Origin of the sequence: Streptomyces sp. NPDC127177 (genome assembly GCF_042672475.1) — a bacterium.
Classification (GTDB): domain Bacteria; phylum Actinomycetota; class Actinomycetes; order Streptomycetales; family Streptomycetaceae; genus Streptomyces.
Genome location: NZ_JBHXUW010000030.1, coordinates 39234 through 57227 on the forward strand (window position 1 = coordinate 39234; position 17994 = coordinate 57227).

Below are 17994 nucleotides of genomic sequence, written 5' to 3' on the forward strand. Positions count from 1 at the left end.
CACGCACACGCTTTCGTGCGCATGCCGTTACACCCGTACGCCCCACGTGTCGAGTCCGGCGGTATTTAGCGACGAATATCGGGTATGTGCTGTTTAGCCCCCGTAAACAGGACGTCCCCCGTTGCTGGTCTTGGGAAGTGATCGGCGTGATCGATACCGAAGGCGACTGCGCCGAGTGGAGCTTTCCGGCTGCGCCCGGCGCCGTACGCACGGCCCGGCACGCCGTCCACGATGCGCTGCGCGGCTGGGGGATCGATCCATCGGTCGGGGATGTGGTCGTACTCCTGGTCAGCGAGCTGGTGACCAACTCCACGCGCTACGCGTCGGGCCCCATCGACGTACGGCTGGTGCGCCCCCGAGCCAACGGTGACGGCCTCTGCGCACACCCCGGTCTTTTGGTGGAGGTCTCCGATCCGCTTCCGGATCCGCCCACCGAACGTGCGGCGGGGCCCGATGACGAAGGCGGCAGAGGGCTGCAGCTCCTGGCCTGTTCCGCCCGGCGCTGGGGGATCCGGCGTGGAAAGAGCGGCAAGACCGTGTGGTTCGAGCTCGCCCTGCCTGGTTAGGAGTGGGATGGGACGGACAGCGATCACCGAAGGACGGGCAGAACCTGGCTGAAAGGTACTGAGACCGTGCTGTGATCGTGAACGCCGTGTCAGTGAGGGCCGTAGTGCTGAATACTGCGGGCAGGACCGGTCCGGTGTGTGAGCTGGAGGGGACGGTCGCGTGAGCGAAATACCTGGGACAGCGGGCGACGTCGTGTGGCAGAGCAGTCCGCCTGGCTCGATCTATGACTACATCAGGGTCGCCTCCTTCTCGGTCGGCCCCGATGGTCTGATCGAGCAGTGGAGCCGCCGGGCCGCCGGCCTCTTCGGCGTTCCCGCGCACGAGGCGGTGGGCAGGGACCCCGTCGAGGCCTTCCTGCCCGGTGAGGTGCGCGGGGAAGGGCACCGCCGGATCGGCGAGGTGCTCGACGGCAAGGAGTGGACAGGCCTCGTCCCCTTCCGGATGCCGGGCGATGAGGACCTGCACGGTCTCGCCGAGATCTATGTGATGCCCAGTGAGACCGCCACCGGTGAACGGGCCGCGGTCTGCATCGTCGTGGATGTCCGCGCGCTCCGCGGCATCGAGACGGACCTCGCGGCCTCGCAGGCGATATTCGGCCAATCTCCTTTCGGCTTCGTACTGTTCGGTACCGACTTCACGGTCCTGCGGGCCAATCAGCGTTTCGCCACCGTCTTCGGCGGCCGTGCCGACGACCACCGAGGCCGCACCGTCCACGACTACCTCGCCGGTACGGAGGCCGACCGGCTGGCCGCCACCCTCAGCCGGGTGCTGGAGACCGGTGAATCCGTCACCGACCTCCAGCTCGTCGGCACCGTCCCGGACGACACGGCGCGCCGCCACTGGTCGATGAACCTCTACCGGGTGCACAGCGGATCGGGCCGTCCCATCGGCGTCGCCGGACTGGCCACCGACGTCACCCGGCGCCATATCGCCGCCCGCGAGGCCGCCAGCGCCAGGCGCAACCTCGCCCTGCTCAACGAGGCCAGCGCACGCATCGGCAACTCCCTCGACCTGGAGACCACCGCCCGCGAACTCCTCGACGTCGCCGTGCCCGGCTTCTGCGATCTGGCCTCCGTCGACCTCTACCAGGCGCTGCTCACCGGGGAGGAGGCCCCGCCGGGCAGCTGGAGCCCGCTCCGTCAGGAATCGGTCGGCGGCTCCGCCGAACTGCGCCGCGTCGCCTTCGCCAGCGCCGTGTCCGACGCCATGCCCGAGGCCGCCCCGGACGACGCCGGCGAGATCACCGGGGGCCGCACGGCCGCCGGGCCGCCCGCGCTCGGCGCGGTGCACCGCTATCCGTTCAACTCGCCCTGTGCCGTGGCCCTGCGCAGCGGCCACGTCGAGGACGTGCCCGGCGACGACCGCGGATTCGTCCAGTCCACCTTCGCCGTCCCGATGGTCGCCCACGACACCGTCGTCGGTCTCGTGCAGTTCTCCCGCACCAAGGGCAGCGAACCCTTCGGCGAACGGGACCGGGCCCTGGCCACCGAGCTCGCCGCCCGCGCCGCCGTCTGTATCGACAACGCCCGCCTCTACCGGCGCGAGCACGAGCGCGCCCTGATACTCCAGCGCAGCCTGCTGCCCCCCGGGGACCCGGAGGCCGCCGGCCTCGACATCGCCTGCCGCTATCTCCCCGGCAACACCGCGACCGAGGTGGGCGGCGACTGGTTCGACGTGATCGAACTCCCCGGGCACCGCACCGCCCTCGTCGTCGGCGACGTCATGGGACGCGGCCTGCGCGCCGCCGTGGCCATGGGAGAACTGCGCACCGCCGTGCGGACCCTGGCACTCCTCGACCTGGAGCCCGCCGAGGTCCTCTCCGCGCTCGACGAAGTCGCCCGAGGACTCGGCACCCCAGGTGGCAGCACCTCCTCCGGCGGGACCGGCGGGGCCCAGTGGCCCTCGCGGGCCGCCCACAAGTCCCGCGAAGCGGATCTCTCCGAGGTCTATCTCGCCACCTGCGTCTACGCGGTCTACGACCCGGTCACGCGGCGGTGCACCTTCGCCAACGCCGGTCATCTTCCCCCCGCCGTGGTCGAACCGGGCGAACCGGCGCTGCTGCTCGACGTCCCGCCCGGCATGCCGCTCGGCGTCGGAGGCGAGCCCTTCGAGGAAGTCGAGGTCGAACTCAAGGAGGGCGCCCTCCTCGCCCTCTACACCGACGGCCTCGTCGAGTCGCGCGATCACCCCCTGGACGAGGGGCTGGAAGCGCTGCGCGGCGCCCTCGTCGAACCCACGCGACCTCTCGAGGACGTCTGCGACCACGTACTGAGCACGCTCGACACCCGGCACGGCGAGGACGACATCGCCCTGCTGATGGCCCGTATCCAGGGGCTGCCGACCGAGGCCGTCGGCGACTGGCGGCTGCCCCGAGAGCCCCGGTCGGTCGGCCGCGCCCGCGAACTCGCCCGCGGCCAGCTGCTCGCCTGGGACCTCGACGACCTGGTGGACACCACCGAACTGCTCGTCAGTGAACTGGTCACCAACGCCCTCCGGTACGGCGAGGGGGAGATCCGGCTCAGGCTGCTGCGCGACCGTACCCTCGTGTGCGAGGTATGGGACGCGGGTCTCGTCCAGCCGCGGCGACGGCGGGCACGTGACACGGACGAGGGCGGCCGGGGCCTGCAACTTGTCGGGCTGCTGAGCGCGGCCTGGGGATCGCGGCGGACCCCGCGCGGAAAGACGGTCTGGTTCGAACTGTCCCTGCCCGACGGCCGGCCGGCCGCCGAGCGCACGGTCGAGGAGCTTCTCAGCATGTTCTGAACAGGGGCCGGAGCGCGGCCATGATCATGAGGTCGTCTTCAGGGCGGCCAGGCGCGCCTCGACCTCGGCACTGTCTCCCAGCGTGTCCAACTGCTCGAACTGGGCGTCCAGGGACGACGCGGCAAGCTCCTGCTTCCCCACCGCCTTCGCCTCCTCGCGCCGCACCTTGTCCTCGAACCGGCTGATCTCACTGGTCGGGTCGAGGACGTTGATGTTCTTGACGGAGTCCATCATCTGGTTCTGTGCCTGGGCGGACTTGGCCCGTGCGACCAGCTCGTCCCGCTTGGACTTCAGCTCCGTCAGCTTGGCCTTCATCCGGTCCAGCCCGGACTTGAGCTTGTCCACCACCTCCGTCTGCGAGGCGATGGTGGGCTCCGCGGTCCTCGCCTCCTTCTCCGACTGGAGCTGCCGGCCGAGCGCGACCTTGGCCAGGTTGTCGAACTTGTCGGCATCGGGCCCCGAACCGCCCGCACGCAGCTCATCCGCCTTACGGCTGGCGGCCAGGGCCTTCTCGCCCCACTCCTTGGCCGCCTCGACGTCCTCGCGGTGGTCCTGCTCCATCAGCCGCAGATTGCCGATCGTGGCCGCCACGGCCTGTTCGGCCTCCGAGATGTTGGACGTGTAGTCGCGGATCAGCTGGTCCAGCATCTTCTGCGGGTCCTCGGCCTGGTCGAGCAGCGCGTTGATGTTGGCCTTCGCCAGCTGGGTGACGCGTCCGACGATGGTCTGCTTGGTCATGGCACCTCTCCTGTGTCTCCGTTGCTGCTCCACGGCACTGCGGATGCCGTGTACGCCTGTCGTCCCCGTGTACGCGGGTGGCCGGAACCGCCCGCCGCGCATCGGGGCGGTCAGAACCGGCCGCCGCCACCACGCCGGCCACGGGTGCCCCCTCCGCCGAAGCTGCCCGGCCCGCCGCCCCCGCCGAACCCCCCTCCGCCGAACCCGCCGCCCCCGAATCCGCCTCCTCGGCCGCCCCCGCCCAGCAGCCCGCCGAGGAGGATTCCGCCGAGGACCGCGCCGCCCATGCCCCCGCCCTGCACACCGCCCGGACCACCTCGGTTCCCGTACGCCCGCACGTCCTGTTCCGCGAGGCTCTGCGCCTGCCCGGCCAGCGAGTCCGCCCGGTGCGCCTCGGCCAGCGCCCCCTGGGCGTCGTCCGTCCCGGCCAGCTCCCCGGCCCGCTCCAGCCGGCGCTGCGCCTCCGCCAGCCGGGTCCTGGCCTGGCTGCCGACGGCCCCTCGATGGGTGCCGATGTAGTCGGCGGCGGCACCGATCGCGGACCGTGCGGTGAGCATCGTCTGGTCGAGGAGCGAGCGGGCCCGGCGGTTGCCCTGCTCCTGCTCGCGCGCACCGGCCAGCGCCTCGTCCAGTGCGGCGTCCGCCTCCTCGACCCGGCGCAGCGCGTCGATGGGGTCGTACGGGCCGGCCCGCACCTCTCCCCGCACGTCGCGGGTCACGGACCGCGCACGGGCGATCCGGCCCCGGAGATCCGCCGTGGACACCCCCTCCGCGGTGCCTTCCAGCAGTCCGCCCGCGTCCGCCAGGTCCGTGTCCATCTCGGTGAGCGCGGCCGGCAGCTTTCCCGCGGCCTCCTCGATCTCCCGCGCGCGCCGGTCGACGGCGTCGACGAGGGTGGTCGCCTGGCCGACCGCGCCCTCGGCGGCCCGTACGTAGACCGCGGCGGCGGCGCTGTCCCCGCCGTCCACACCCTGCCGGGCCCGGTCGAGCGACGAGCTGGCGAAGGCGAGCCGGTCCTCGGCCTGTGCGATGTCACCCGCCACGGGCGCCGAGGCCGACTCCGCGTAGTGACCGCGCAGGGAGGCGAGGGTCGCCTCGGCGTTGGAGAGGCGGGCAGCGAGCGCGTGGAACGCGGTCTCGGCCGCGGCGAGTGCCTGCGGGGCGTTGCGCTCCAGCGCGCGCAGTCGGTCGAAGTCCTCCGAGACCGCGTCCAGCCGGGCGTTGGCGTCCGCGCAACGGCTGATGATCTCGTCCAGCATCCGCCGGCGGGTGGCATCGTCCTCGGGAAAGGCGTCATCGAGCTGCTGGCGCAGCCGGAACGCGGCCGTCAGCTCGCCCTTGGCATGGGCGACCGCCTCGGTGAACGGCGCCGCGGCCTCCTCGCCGAACTGTGCCGTGGCGAACCCGAGCTCCTCGTCACTGGTGCGGACCGCGTCGTCCGTGTCGACCAGCGTCTCCTTGGCGCGGGCGTCGAGTTCCGGCAGCGGAGCCGGGGGCTCCGGCGGATCGTTCCGGCCGGTGCCGCCCGGCCCCCAACCGGTCGCACCGGGCGTGGTGCGGGTCGCGGTGCGCCGCCTGCGCCGGGTGTAGGCATAGGCGGCGGCCGCCCCGGCCCCGCCGACCACGACGACCGGCAGGACCAGGTCCCCGACGGTCGTGCCGCCGGAACTCCCCGTCCCTGGGTCTTCGGCGCCCGGCGTGATGGCCGGCGTGGGCACGGCCGCGCCGGTCAGGACGGCGGAGTACCCGTCGGCGGCCCCGATCGCCGCGCCGGCCCAGTCGTTCTCCTTGAGCGCGGGCTCGACGGCGGTGCTCGCCACATCCTGGAGCTGGGCGTCGGTGAGGCCGGAGTCCTGGTCGACGGAGTACGCGTACTGCCTGTCATGGGTGGCGACGGCGAGCAGGACGTCGTCGCGCCCGAGGCCGTTGCGGCCGGCTGTGTCGTCGGCCCAGCTCTGCGCGGACCGCCCGGAGAAATCACGGACGTACGCCACGAAGAGCTGGATGCGATGTCTGTCGTACAGCTGGTCGAGTGCGGAGGCCACCTGCCCCTTGCGGTCTCCCAGCGCGCCCACCTTGTCGGTGATCTGGCCGGCGCGGGACAGCGTGACGGGGTCGTCGGCGCGAGCGGTCAGCGCGGCGGGGAGGGCCAGCCAGCACACTGTCAGCAGGACGGCGAGCAGGGCCCGGCCCGGTATGAGGATCCGGGGTCGGCTCACAGGCGGCATCACGTTTGTGAGGCTATGTCCGGGTTCTGTGACCCGCGACCCGGCGAGTGGACGGGCCCGCGGAGGCCGTGACGGATCAGCCTCCGCGGTGTGGGGGGACGGTGTACGGCCGGCGCCGGGCCCGCCGTACACCGTCCCACGACCGCCCCGGCTCAGATGCTGAACCGCTCCTTGGCGAGCAGCGGCCGGACCCGGGAACGGAAGCCACCGGTCCGGAACGGCTGTTGCAGCAGCCCGGGGCGGAGCGCCTGGGCCAGGGCCGCGGCGATCATCCCCTGGTCGAGGGCGAGCAGATAGTCGCTGACCCGCCCGGTGGAGACGTTCACGGAGTCCCGGAACCCGTAGCCGTCGTGATAGGCGCCGAAATCGCGGTCCAGCGCGCGCAGGTTCGCCACCGCCTCCACCGGTGCGTAGGGCAGAGCCAGGAACGAGGCGTGCGGGGTGACCACACCGTTGGTGAACGCCGACGCGGGAGGCAGCGGGGCGCCGTCGGTGGTGTACGTGCGGTCGGTGTTCGATGCGTAGCCGTCGACCTGCATGCCGAGCGCGTCGACCCCGTACTCCTGGTACCCGCCCTCGGGAACGCCGGCCGGCGAGAAGCCCCAGTACCCGTACTCCGCCTCTGCCGTGCCGTGCTCGATCTGGCCGCGCACGTACCGCTGGTGGGTGCGGCCCCATGACCGCGGCGACCACTCCGGCTCCGGCACGAACAGCGGAACCATCAGCGCCTCGAACATCGACCCGCCCCAGGTGGGAACGAGCTTGCGGCCGCGGTGCGTGTAGTGGCCCTGCCAGACACGGATGCCGTCCATCGCGACGTAACGGCCCTGCGGCTGCTGCTCCTGCTCGTTTTCCGGAAGCATGGTGCGCAGCAGGTGCCAGTAGTGGTCGGTGGGCAGGGATCCGTCCGCGATGCCCAGGTAGCTGGCCATCCGGGGCTCGGTGTTGAGGGCGCCGTAGTGGTGGTCGGTGGGCTCCTCGGTGTCGGTCCAGAACCCGCCGCGCAGCTGGCCGGGTCCGGCGACGGGGTCCGCCGGATCGAAGGGCGTGTAGTAGTAGGACCAGTCGGCGTCCGCCAGGATGCGGGCGATGCGGGGGCGCAGTTCGGGGGCCGCCTCCGCGGCGATGCGCAGTCCGGTGATCAGCCAGGCGTTGTCGACGGACGAGAGGAACGGCCGGACCGGATCGCCGGTGTCCGGCCACTCGGTGAGTACCGAACCGTCGTGTGCGTCGTACCAGTTGAGCCAGAACCCGTGATGGCGCTCCAGCTTCTCCACGGACCGGACCGTGCGCTCCAGCCTGCTCCGCATCGTGGCGTCGCTGATCACCCCGAGCCCGCCGGCCGCGACGGTCGACCACAGGCCGCAGCCGATGTTGGTGGGCGACGTCTGGCGAGCAGGCACCGGCCCGCCCGGCCCGCTCACGTCGATCTTGTCTACGGCGAGACCGAGGTCGGTCGTCATTGCCTCGATCGAGTGATACGTATCGCGGAACCAGCGCAGCAGCAGTGGTTCGTCAGGGGCGTGAACAAGCCGAGCGGCGTCCGCGGAAGGCGAGGTGCGAGCGGTGGGAACGGCGTTCGTCGGGGATGCGGATACGGCTCCGAGGGACAGAGCGGCAGCCCCGGTCCCGGTTGCGGTGAGAAACGTGCGACGGTCCATGAAGGTCCAGCTCCCGTTGGCAGAAGGGGGATGGCGGAGTTTCGTGGCGTGCTCGATGCGGCGGAGGAGAGCCGCCCGGGGTGGTGCTGCGCCGCCGGCGCCGTTCCCGGCCATGGCGGCCGTGGCGGCTGTGGTCGCGGTTGTCGGTACGGTCCGGGGCGCGGACCGCGCCGGGGCGGTTCGGCGCGGGGCCCGGCGGATGTCAGGTTCCGCCGGTCCCCGCACGGTCGGGAGCTGTCAGGGGGCTCCCGGTCAGGGGGCCGACGTCAGTCGGCGATACGCGGCAGCTCGCGGGTGCGGCCCATCTCGCCCAGCCAGACGGCGGACGGCTTCGGGAGCCGCTCGAAGGTCTCCGGGTCCCATCCGATGAGGCCGAAGGTCGGTGCGTAGGAGCCCCACTCGTAGTTGTCCAGAGCACTCCACGCGAGGTATCCCTCGACGCGAAGACCGTCCTGGATGGCGGAGGCGACCTCGTTCAGGGCACCGGTGTAGTAGTCGATCCGGCGGCTGTCCACGTCGGTCGCGATGCCGTTCTCGGTCACGATGAGCGGCACGTCGCCGCCCACGACCTCGGCGGTGTGGCGCAGCGCGTGGCCGACGGCGGAGGGGTAGTACTCCCACTGCGTGAGGGTGCGCTCCACGTCGTCGGCGGTGGGGATCGGGCCGTCCGGTCCGATCCTGGTCCGGGTGTAGGACTGCACGCCGATCCAGTCGTCGCCGCGGGCCGCCTCGATGAAGACGTCCTCACGGGGGTGGCGGTAGGCGGCGGTGACCTCCTCCGCGCCGGGAAGGGCCTGGTAGACCTGGTTGGCGATGGTCCAGCCGACCTGGATGTCGGCGTTGATCGCCTTGACCTCCTTGACGGCGGCGTGGTGCGCGGCGATGACGGCCACGGTCGTCTCGTCGTCGGGGGTCGGCAGCCCGGCGGGCGGGAAGCCGATGTCGCCGCGCTTGGCCTGGCCCGCCATCACGGCGATCATGTTCGGCTCGTTGATGGTGCAGACGTGGCTGACACCTTCACCGATCACCGGCGCGCAGGCGGCGACGTAGCGGGCGAAGAGCTCGGTCGCGCCTTCCGAGGTGAAGCCGCCACGGGCCTCGAACCACTGGGGCACGGTGAAGTGGTGCAGGGTGACCATGGGGCGCAGCCCGCGCTCGACGGCGCCCTCGACCATGCGGCGGTAGTGGGCGAGCTCGGCCCGGGAGAACCGTCCCTCGGCGGGCTCGATACGGGCCCACTCGATGGAGAACCGGTAGTCGGTGAAGCCGAGCCCGGCCAGGACGTCCATGTCCTCGTGCCAGCGGTGGTAGCTGTCGCAGGCGTCGAGGCTGGGCTCCTGGATGTGGGTGCCCGCGGTGTGCTCCTTGACCCACCAGTCGCTGTTGGTGTTGTTGCCCTCGATCTGGTGGGCGGCCGTGGAGGCGCCCCACAGGAAGCCTTCGGGGAACGGGACCTGGGTGTGAGTCATCGCAAACTGTCTTTCTGGTGCGTGAAGGGGGGCGGCCGGCGGGTGTGCGGGGTGCGGGCCGCGTGCGTGTCGGTGGGGCGGCCGGGGGTGGGGCAGTCCGCCCCCGGCGCGGACTACTTCATGCCGGCCGTGGCGATGCCCTGGGTGAAGTGCCGCTGGAGCGCGATGAACACGACCAGGACCGGCAGCACGATCAGGAAGGAGCCGGCCATCAGCATGCCGTTGGATCCGCCCGACTTGTTCGGGTCGGTGGCGAAGGTGGCCAGGGCGACCGGCAGGGTGTACTTGTCGGGATCGTTGGTCGCGATGAGCGGCCAGACGAAGTTGTTCCAGGAGCCGAGGAACGTGAAGATCGACAGCGTTGCCAGAGCGGGCTTCACCAGCGGCATCACGATGCGCCAGAAGATGTACCACTCACCGGCGCCGTCCATCCGGGCCGCTTCCAGCAGCTCGTCCGGGATCGACTGCATGAACTGCCGCATCAGGAAGACGCCGAAGGCCCCGGCCGCGAACGGCAGCACCAGACCGGCGTACGAGTCGATCAGCTGGAGCTTGCTCATCAGGACGAAGAGCGGCAGCAGCATGAGGTTGCCCGGCACCATGAGGGCGCCGAGGACCAGGCCGAAGATCTTGTTGCGGCCGGCGAACTTCAGCTTGGCCAGTGCGTAGCCGAGCATCGAGCAGAACACCAGGTTCGAGACGGTCACGAGCACCGCCACGATCACCGAGTTCATGAAGTACAGCGGCAGATCGAGCTTGTCGAGCAGGTCCCGGAAGTTGCCGAGGGTCCACTCGGTCGGGATCCAGACGGGCGGACTCGCGGTCAGTTCGCTCGACGTCTTGAACGAGGAGAGGGCCATCCACAGGAACGGCGCCGACATGATCAGCAGGCCGAACGAGAGCAGCACGTAGACGAGGACCCGCTTCACGGACCTCGGCTTCCCGGCCCTGTTCCTCCGCTCGGCGTCCCCGGGCTTCTTCGACGGCGCCGTCGAGACGGCGCCCGGTGCATTGGTGGCGCTCATTTCGTGTTGTCCTTCAGCAGTCGGAGCTGCAGCACCGTGATGCCCATGATCACTACGAAGAGGACATACGCCATGGCGCTCGCATAGCCCATGTGGAAGAAGTTGAAGCCTTCGCGGTACATGTTCAGCGAGACGGTGAGCGTCGAGTCGGAGGGGCCGCCCTGCGTCATCACGAAGGGTTCCTCGAAGACGTTGAGGTAGCCGATGGTGGTGATCACCGTGGCGTAGAGCAGCGTGGGCCGCAGCAGCGGGACGGTGATGCCCTTGAACTCCTGCCAGACACTGGCCCCGTCCAGCCGTGCTGCTTCCCGTACTTCCGTGGGAATGGCCTGCAGGCCGGCGATGAAGAGCACCATGACCGTGCCGAGGTTGCGCCAGACCGCCATCGCGATCATCGAGGGCATCGCGAGTTTCTCGGAGCCCAGGAAGTCCGGAGAGGTGAGGCCCACTTCGGAGAAGAGGCCCGCGATCAGACCGTCGCTCGGGTCCAGCACGAAGCGCCAGACGACGGCGACGGCGACGATCGTGGTGACGACCGGGGCGTAGAAACCGACGCGGAAGAAGGTCCGGGCCCGGTCGATGCCGTTGTTCAGCAGTACGGCGACGACCAGCCCGAGGAAGATCGTCAGCGGGACGCCGATGACCACGAAGTACGCCGTGTTGAAAAGCGACTTGAGGAACTTCTCGTCACTGAACAGCTTGGTGTAGTTCTCGAATCCGATGAAGTTCGCGTCCAGCGGGTGCGTCACGTTGCGCAGCCCGAAGTCCGTGAAGCTCATCACCAGGGTGGCGATGATCGGGACGGCCATGAAAACGAGGAAGAGAACGAGGAAGGGAGTGGAGAACAGCCAGCCGGCCATGTTCTGCACACCCAGCGAGGGCTTCCCGCGCATTCGCGAACCCTTGGGCCCGGCGGCCGGGGACGTCGGGGCCCCCGGTCCGGGCTGCACCTTGGCCGACTCCGCGGCCTTTCCGGTCGTGGTGCTCATGGCTCCTACTTCACGAGGCCTTCGATCTGGGACTGCGCAGTCTTCAGCGCGTCCTCGGCGGACGCCTTGCCCTGGGTCACCTTCGCGACGGCCTGGTCGACCTTGTCGGTGACCTCGGTCCAGTTGGGCAGCGACGGGGAGGACTTGGCGGTGTCCATCTGCTTCTTGAAGACCTGGAGGTCGGCATCGTCGGCGAGGTCACCGGAGGTCCAGGCGGCGGTGTTGGCCGGCAGGTCCTTGGTGCGCTTGTACCAGTCGGCCTGGCCCTTGGTGTCCGTCAGGTACTTGATGAACCGGGTGGCGGCGGCCTTGTGCTCGCTGTCCTTGGAGACCACCAGGGAGGAGCCGCCGGCCATGGAGGTGGAGGACTCGTCGGCGGGGACCGGGGCCACCGCCCACTTGCCCTTGAGCTGCGGCTGCCCCTCGTTCAGCAGGGTGACGTGCCAGGGACCGCCGAAGAACATCGGGACGCGGCCGTTGCCGAAGTCCTTCACCACGTCGTAGCCGGGCTGCACGGACTTGTTGGAGAGCCCCTTGCTGAAGTAGGAGCCGTACTCCTTCAGAGCCTTGACGGCCGCCGGGCTGTCGATGACGGTCTCGCCCTTGGCGTTGACGATCTCGCCGCCGGCCGAGTACAGGAAGGAGTAGAAGTTCTGCACCGTGTCCAGGCCGCTGGGCTGGATGGACAGGCCCCACTTGGTGTCCGCCTTCTTCTGGTAGGCGGTGGCGAGGTCCTGCATCTCCTTCCAGGTGGTCGGGGCCTTGGTGATGCCGGCCTTCTCGGCCAGGTCGGTGCGGTAGTAGAGGACACGGGTGTCGACGTACCACGGCACGCCGTACGCCTGGCCGTCCACCTCGCCCTGCTTCCAGCCGGCCGGGAAGAAGTCCTTCTCCTGGAAGGTCTTGGTGTCGACCGGCTCCAGGACGCCGAGCTCGGAGAACTCGCCCATGTAACTGCCGCCCATCTGCGCCACGTCCGGCATGCTGCCGGCGGCGGCCGCGGAGACCAGCTTCTGGTGGGCGACGTCCCAGCCGACCGGGGTGACCTTGATGGTGATGTTCGGATTGGCCTTCTCGTAGACCTTGGCCACATCCGCGAGCTTCTCGCCCTCGGCCCCCATGGCCCAGACGGTGATCGTCTGCTTCTTGTCCGCGGCGACGTCGTCGCCACCGGAGCTGCCGCACGCGGACAGACCGAGAGCGAGCGCGACTGCGATACCGGCGGAGGCGGTTCTGGCGGTGCGGGGCATGGAGGGCTCCTCCTTGAGCAATCCGAATGTATGCGCTGCCTGTAAGCGCATACATCACTCTGCGGCAGGGGTTCGGGAATCCGCAAGAGGGTGCTTGGTCACACTCGTGCAACGCATTGGACATCTGAATGTTCGGCTGAATGCTCAGCTTGGAACGGTAAGTGTGCCGTTTGCGGAAAAGGGGGCCGTGTGACCGATTACGCATGTTTGGGGCGAGTGGTCGCGAGCGGGTGGGGGGCGGGGGCGGGGGCGGGATATTGTCGTGATCATGGCTTCGTTCGTCCATGATTTCCCTTTTGACCCGTCCTACGGGTGCACCCTCGATGACCTGTCGGCCATTCCCGCGCCACGGCCACCGGACGGGTTCGCGGACTTCTGGCGAGCGCGTTACGAGGCGGCTCGCAAGGTCGCGACGGAGCCGGAGATCGGGCCGATCGAGGACGAGCGTGACGGTGTCCGGATCCACGGAGTGGCCTACACCTCGGTGGGCGGGGCACGGCTGGGAGGCTGGCTCGCGCTGCCGTCCGACGGGGTGGTGCGCCAGGGGTTCGTCATCGGGCACGGTTACGGCGGCCGGCAGGAGCCCGGTCCGGATGTGCCGCTGCCGCTGGCCGCGTCGGCGGCGATCCTGCCGTGCGTGCGGGGGATGGGGGCGCGCGGTCTGCGGGCGGGCATCCCCGATGCGGCCGACGGCCACGTGCTGCACGGCATCGAGTCACGGGACAGCTATGTCATCGGTGACTGCGTCGCCGATCTGTGGTGTGCGGCGTCGGCGCTCCAGGCGCTGGTTCCGGAGCTCGGACCCGGGGGCGGGGCGGGGGCTCGCGGGCTGGGCTACCTGGGGGAGAGCTTCGGTGGAGGGCTGGGCGCGCTGGCCCTGCCGTGGGACGACCGGTTCGGGGCGGCGCAGCTGACGGTGCCGACGTTCGGGAACCATCCGCTGCGGCTCACGCTGCCGTGTGTGGGGAGCGGGGAGTCGGTGCGCAGGTACCACCGGGAGCACCCTGGGGTCACCGAGGTCCTGAGGTACTTCGATGCCGCTACGGCCGCGGGGTTCCTGGAGCTGCCGACGCTGGTGGCCGCGGCGCTGTTCGACCCGAGCGTGCCGCCGCCGGGGCAGTTCGCCGTGCACAACGCGTTGGCGGGGGAGCGTGAGCTGGTGGTGCTGAGTGCGGGGCACTTCGAGCACGCGGGGCTGGGGGATGAGGTTGCGGCGTTGGGGGCCGGGCGCACGCGGTTCTTCGGGAAGTGGCTGGGGCGGTGACCTCGCGTGGGGGCGGGCTCAGCCGTGGGTGGGCTTGAGGGGGGAGCCGCAGCCGCAGCTGGTGCGGTGGACCGGGGATACCGGGAGGGTGAGCGATACCGGGTCGCGGGTGCTGTCGCCCAGTCTCTTGATCAGCAACTCGACTGCCTGTTCGCCGAGTTGACGGATCGGCTGGCGCACCGTCGTCAGCGACGGCTGGACGATCCGGCTCAGGGGGATTCCGTCGAAGCCGGTCACCGCCATGTCCTGGGGCACGCGGATGCCGCGCCGGGCCAGTGCGCGCAGGGCGCCCACCGCCATCTGGTCGTTGGCGAACAGCATGGCCTCCGGCCGTTCCGCGGACCGGTCCAGCAGGGCTTCGGCAGCCTGGGCGCCCTCGGCCTGTTTCATCATCGTCGTCCGCAGATCCGGTGCGTCCGGCACCGGGAGACCGGCGTCCCGGCACGCCTCCTGGAAGCCCCGGAACCGCGCCTCGGCGTCCGGTGAGTCCGGGTCGCCGCCGATGAACGCGAGCCGGCGCAGGCCGTGGTCCTCGATGAGGTGCCGGGTCAGTTCGCGTTCGCCGTCGGCGTTGGCGACGACGATGTGGTCGAGGTGGTCGATCTCGCGCGGCCCGGCGAGCATCACGACCGGCAGCCGGCGCGATATCACTTCCAGGTCCTCGGTCGGTACGGTCTGCGCCAGAACTGCGAAGCCGTCGACCCGCCCCGCGACCTTCGCGACCAGGCTTTCGGGCCCGCCCTCCAGTGAGGCCGCGATCAGCAGCGCGTAGCCGTGCCGCCGCGCGGCCCGCTCCATGCCCCGGATGATCTGGTCGGAGTAGAGCATCACCGCGTCGTCGGCGTCGCTGTCCGCCTCGGCATCGGCCTCGGCGTCCGGGTCGGCGTAGTCGGGGAAGCACAGGCCGAGCACGCCGGTGGTGCGGCTGGCCAGTCCCCGCGCGTTCCCGCTCGGAACGTAGCCGAGCTCCCGTGCCGCCTCCAGGACCCGCTCACGGGTCTGGGCGCGCACCGAATCCGGGTTGCGGTAGACCCGGGACACCGTGGCAATGGAGACGCCCGATCGCTCGGCGACGTCGTACACCGTAGGGGCGCTCACTCGACCGACCGTCCGCTTCTTCTTCCGTACCGACACGTACCGACATACACGTTTTGAAAGCGCATTCACCCTAGGTCGCGGGCCCGGCAGGAGCAAGGTCGCATCGAGTTCGACAGGCTACCTTGCAAGATGGCCTGCGCATCTTTTACGGTAGGTGCATGACGCAATCGTCCGGTTCCGCCCCCACCGACCCCAGCGCCGAGCAGGTGGCGAAGGAAGTCGAGCAGGTGGCGAACGAGCTCGCCGCCGTCGTCGGCAGGCTGCTGCGACGGCTGCGTTCCTCGTCCTCGGAGAGCCTGCTCACGCCGACCCAGCGCTCGGTGCTGGCGCGGATCGAGGACGGGGGTCCGGCCACCACGGCCGCGCTGGCCCGCGCCGAGTTCGTGCGCCCGCAGTCCATGCGGCTGACCCTCGGCGCCCTGGAGGGACAGGGGCTCGTCGAGCGTGCGCCCGATCCGGACGACGGACGCAAGTCCGTCATGTCGATCACCGATACCGGACGCATCACCCTCGCGCAGGTCCGGGCCGCGAAGCGCAACTGGCTCGCCGAGGTGATCGCCGCCGAGCTGGACGGGGCCGAGCGCCGCACCGTCGCCGAGGCGACCGTCCTCCTGGACCGCCTGGTCGGTTCATGACGGGCCGCGACGCGGTCCCCGCAGCGATACCCCAGGAGCCGCCGGTACCGACACCAACACCGGCACCAACACCAACACCGGCACCGGTACCGACACGGGTACCGACATCGGCATCGGCGTCGACATCGGCCGATGAGGCCGCACCGGCGTCGACACGGCCCGGGTCCGCCGCCCCCGGGTTCAGTGCCCGGCTCACCGCTCCGTTGCTGATCGGTTCCCTGCTCAACCCCCTCAACACCACGATGATCTCCACCGCTCTGGTGGCGATCGGGCACCACTTCGCCATTGGTGCCGCCGACACCGCGTGGCTGATCTCGGTCCTCTACCTCGCCAGTGCCGTCGCCCAGCCCGTGCTGGGCAGACTCGCCGATGTGCTCGGTCCGCGCCGTGTCTTCCTCGCCGGTCTCGTCGTCGTCATCGCGTCCGGTCTGGTCGGGACGGTGGCGCCGAGCTTCGGCTGGCTGATCGTCTCCCGACTGCTGCTCGGCATCGGTACGTCGGCCGCCTATCCAGCGGCGATGGCGGTGCTGCGCGACGAGTCCGCCCGGCTCGGCCGGACCACTCCGCGTCCCGTCCTGGCCCGGCTCTCCTTCGCCGCGCTCGGCAGTGCGGCCGTCGGCCCCACGCTCGGCGGACTGCTGGTCATGGTCGTCGGCTGGCGCGGCATCTTCGCCGTCAACGTGCCCGTCGCTCTGGTCGCGTTCGGTGCCGCCCTGCTCTGGATCCCTGCCGACCCGCCCCGGCGGCGGGCCGCCGACGGCAGTAGGCCGCGGCTCGGCCTGGACCCGCTCGGCATCGCTCTCTTCTCCGCAGCCCTGACCGTGCTCGTCTTCTTCCTGCTGGATCTCGCCCACCCGATGTGGTGGCTGTCGGCGCCCTTCGCAGTCCTGACCGCCGCGCTGGTCCGTTGGCAACTGCGTACCGCGCACCCCTTCATCGACCTGCGGATGCTGGCGGGAAACGCCGCTCTCTCACGGACGTACCTGCGGCACGGAATCAGCTATCTGCTGATCTACTGCGTCATGTACGGGTACACGCAGTGGCTGGAGGAGGTCCGTGGCTACTCGTCCGGACACACCGGCCTGCTGATGCTGCCGATGTCCGTCGCCGCCCTGGTCTGTTCGCTGCTCGGGGCCCGGACGAAGGGCCTCCGCGGCCCGCTCGCACTGGCCTGTGTCCTGCTCACCGTCGGGGCCGGGGTGCTGGTGTTCCTCTCCGGCGACACCCCGCTCGCGGTCCTGCTGCTCGCCGGGGCGTGCTTCGGCATCCCGCAGGGGCTGATCGGTACGAGCAACCAGGCGGCCGTCCAGGCCTACGCCCCTGCCGAGTCCATCGGTTCCGCCGCGGGGCTCCAGCGCACCGCCCAGTACATAGGGGCCATCACCGCCTCCAGCCTGATCGCGCTCGCCTACGGGCAGTCGGCCAGCGACCACGGCCTGCACCTGATGGCCGGGGTCTCCGTCGTGCTGGGTGTCGCACTGATCGTCCTGACCCTCACCGACCGCGCCCTGCGTGGCCGCACCTGAACCACCGCGCCCTGCGCGGTCGCACCTGAGAACCACCACCCCCAGGGAAACGCCCCCGGAGAAACGTCCCCGGAGAAACGCCCCCAGAGAATCGCCCGCCGAAGAACCAAGCCGAAGAACCAAGGAGCCCCACCATGAGCGCCACCACCCTCGACCCGAAGACCGCACTGGTCGTCGTCGACCTCCAGAAGGGCATCACCGGCCTGCCCACCGCCCACCCCAGCGCCGACGTGATCGCGCACTCCGCGACGCTCGCCGACGCGTTCCGGGCCAAGGGCCTCCCGGTCGTCCTGGTCCGCGTCACCGGCGGTGCCCCCGGCCGCACCGAGGGCCCCGCCCGTTCCGGGAAGCCGGCCGCCGACTGGGCCGAGATCGTCCCCGAGCTCGGCCCGAAGGACGGCGACATCGTCGTCACCAAGCAGCAGTGGGGCGCCTTCTACGGCACCGACCTCGACCTCCAGCTGCGCCGTCGCGGTGTGACCCAGGTCGTGGTGACCGGGATCGCGACCAGCATCGGCGTCGAGTCCACCGCCCGCTCGGCGTACGAGCACGGCTACCACGTCACGATCGCCACGGACGCGGTGACCGACATGAGTGCCGAGGCCCACGACAACAGCGTCGAGCGGATCTTCCCGCGCCTCGGCGAGACCGACACCACCGACGCGATCATCAAGCTGCTGGGCTGACCGCCCGTCGCGGCGGGATCCCAAGGGCTGCCCCCCAATCCCGGGGCCGCCCCCCCCCAATTCAAGGGCTGTCCCCCAATCCCGGGGCCGCCCCC

14 protein-coding genes are annotated in these 17994 nt (G+C 70.5%); 6 read left to right on the forward strand and 8 right to left on the reverse strand.

Annotated elements, in window-relative coordinates; translation table 11 throughout:
• The first annotated feature begins 137 nt into the window (after positions 1 to 137).
• Positions 138 to 566 carry an ATP-binding protein gene (locus ACFVJX_RS19835; protein ID WP_384126424.1) on the forward strand — a complete coding sequence of 143 codons (429 nt, stop codon included), beginning with the start codon at positions 138 to 140 and terminating at the stop codon, positions 564 to 566.
• Positions 567 to 759: 193 nt separating this feature from the next.
• On the forward strand, positions 760 to 3330 hold the full coding sequence (locus ACFVJX_RS19840; RefSeq protein WP_384126515.1) for a SpoIIE family protein phosphatase: 2571 nt from the start codon (positions 760 to 762) through the stop codon (positions 3328 to 3330).
• A 24-nt stretch (positions 3331 to 3354) separates the two neighbouring features.
• On the opposite strand, the gene ACFVJX_RS19845 is transcribed toward ACFVJX_RS19840, so the two are convergent.
• The 7 genes from ACFVJX_RS19845 to ACFVJX_RS19875 form a co-directional block, all read right to left on the reverse strand.
• Positions 3355 to 4068 (reverse strand): PspA/IM30 family protein, encoded by a 714-nt coding sequence (locus ACFVJX_RS19845; RefSeq protein WP_384126423.1) that lies wholly within the window; start codon positions 4066 to 4068, stop codon positions 3355 to 3357.
• A gap of 110 nt (positions 4069 to 4178) precedes the next feature.
• Entirely contained in the window at positions 4179 to 6287 is a 2109-nt protein-coding gene (locus ACFVJX_RS19850; protein WP_384126421.1) for a TPM domain-containing protein, read from the reverse strand.
• Between the two features lie 161 nt (positions 6288 to 6448).
• Positions 6449 to 7957 (reverse strand): glucoamylase family protein, encoded by a 1509-nt coding sequence (locus tag ACFVJX_RS19855; RefSeq protein WP_384126420.1) that lies wholly within the window; start codon positions 7955 to 7957, stop codon positions 6449 to 6451.
• Between the two features lie 266 nt (positions 7958 to 8223).
• Positions 8224 to 9426, reverse strand: a complete 1203-nt coding sequence (locus tag ACFVJX_RS19860) for a glycoside hydrolase family 1 protein (RefSeq protein ID WP_384126418.1) — start codon at positions 9424 to 9426, stop codon at positions 8224 to 8226.
• 113 nt (positions 9427 to 9539) lie between these two features.
• Positions 9540 to 10451: a carbohydrate ABC transporter permease gene (locus tag ACFVJX_RS19865; protein WP_384126417.1), complete on the reverse strand. Its 912-nt coding sequence runs from the start codon at positions 10449 to 10451 to the stop codon at positions 9540 to 9542.
• Entirely contained in the window at positions 10448 to 11440 is a 993-nt protein-coding gene (locus ACFVJX_RS19870; RefSeq protein ID WP_384126415.1) for a carbohydrate ABC transporter permease, read from the reverse strand. The genes ACFVJX_RS19865 and ACFVJX_RS19870 overlap by 4 nt, the downstream gene beginning before the upstream one ends.
• 5 nt (positions 11441 to 11445) lie before the next feature.
• Positions 11446 to 12690 (reverse strand): sugar ABC transporter substrate-binding protein, encoded by a 1245-nt coding sequence (locus ACFVJX_RS19875; protein WP_384126414.1) that lies wholly within the window; start codon positions 12688 to 12690, stop codon positions 11446 to 11448.
• Between the two features lie 268 nt (positions 12691 to 12958).
• Here ACFVJX_RS19875 and ACFVJX_RS19880 point away from each other — a divergent pair, with 268 nt between their 5' ends.
• Entirely contained in the window at positions 12959 to 13954 is a 996-nt protein-coding gene (locus ACFVJX_RS19880; RefSeq protein WP_384126412.1) for an acetylxylan esterase, read from the forward strand.
• An 18-nt stretch (positions 13955 to 13972) separates the two neighbouring features.
• Here ACFVJX_RS19880 and ACFVJX_RS19885 read toward each other — a convergent pair whose 3' ends face one another.
• Positions 13973 to 15052, reverse strand: a complete 1080-nt coding sequence (locus ACFVJX_RS19885; protein WP_384126410.1) for a LacI family DNA-binding transcriptional regulator — start codon at positions 15050 to 15052, stop codon at positions 13973 to 13975.
• Between the two features lie 158 nt (positions 15053 to 15210).
• Here ACFVJX_RS19885 and ACFVJX_RS19890 point away from each other — a divergent pair, with 158 nt between their 5' ends.
• The 3 genes from ACFVJX_RS19890 to ACFVJX_RS19900 all read left to right on the forward strand — a co-directional run bounded on the left by ACFVJX_RS19890 (position 15211) and on the right by ACFVJX_RS19900 (position 17899).
• Positions 15211 to 15687, forward strand: a complete 477-nt coding sequence (locus ACFVJX_RS19890; protein WP_384126408.1) for a MarR family winged helix-turn-helix transcriptional regulator — start codon at positions 15211 to 15213, stop codon at positions 15685 to 15687.
• Positions 15688 to 15890: 203 nt separating this feature from the next.
• The gene (locus ACFVJX_RS19895) at positions 15891 to 17213 is read left to right on the forward strand and encodes an MFS transporter (protein ID WP_384126407.1); all 1323 of its coding nucleotides are present in this window, start codon (positions 15891 to 15893) and stop codon (positions 17211 to 17213) included.
• A 134-nt stretch (positions 17214 to 17347) separates the two neighbouring features.
• A complete protein-coding gene (locus ACFVJX_RS19900) occupies positions 17348 to 17899 on the forward strand; it encodes an isochorismatase family protein (protein ID WP_384126406.1) in 552 nt (183 codons plus the stop codon).
• Positions 17900 to 17994 lie beyond the last annotated feature (95 nt).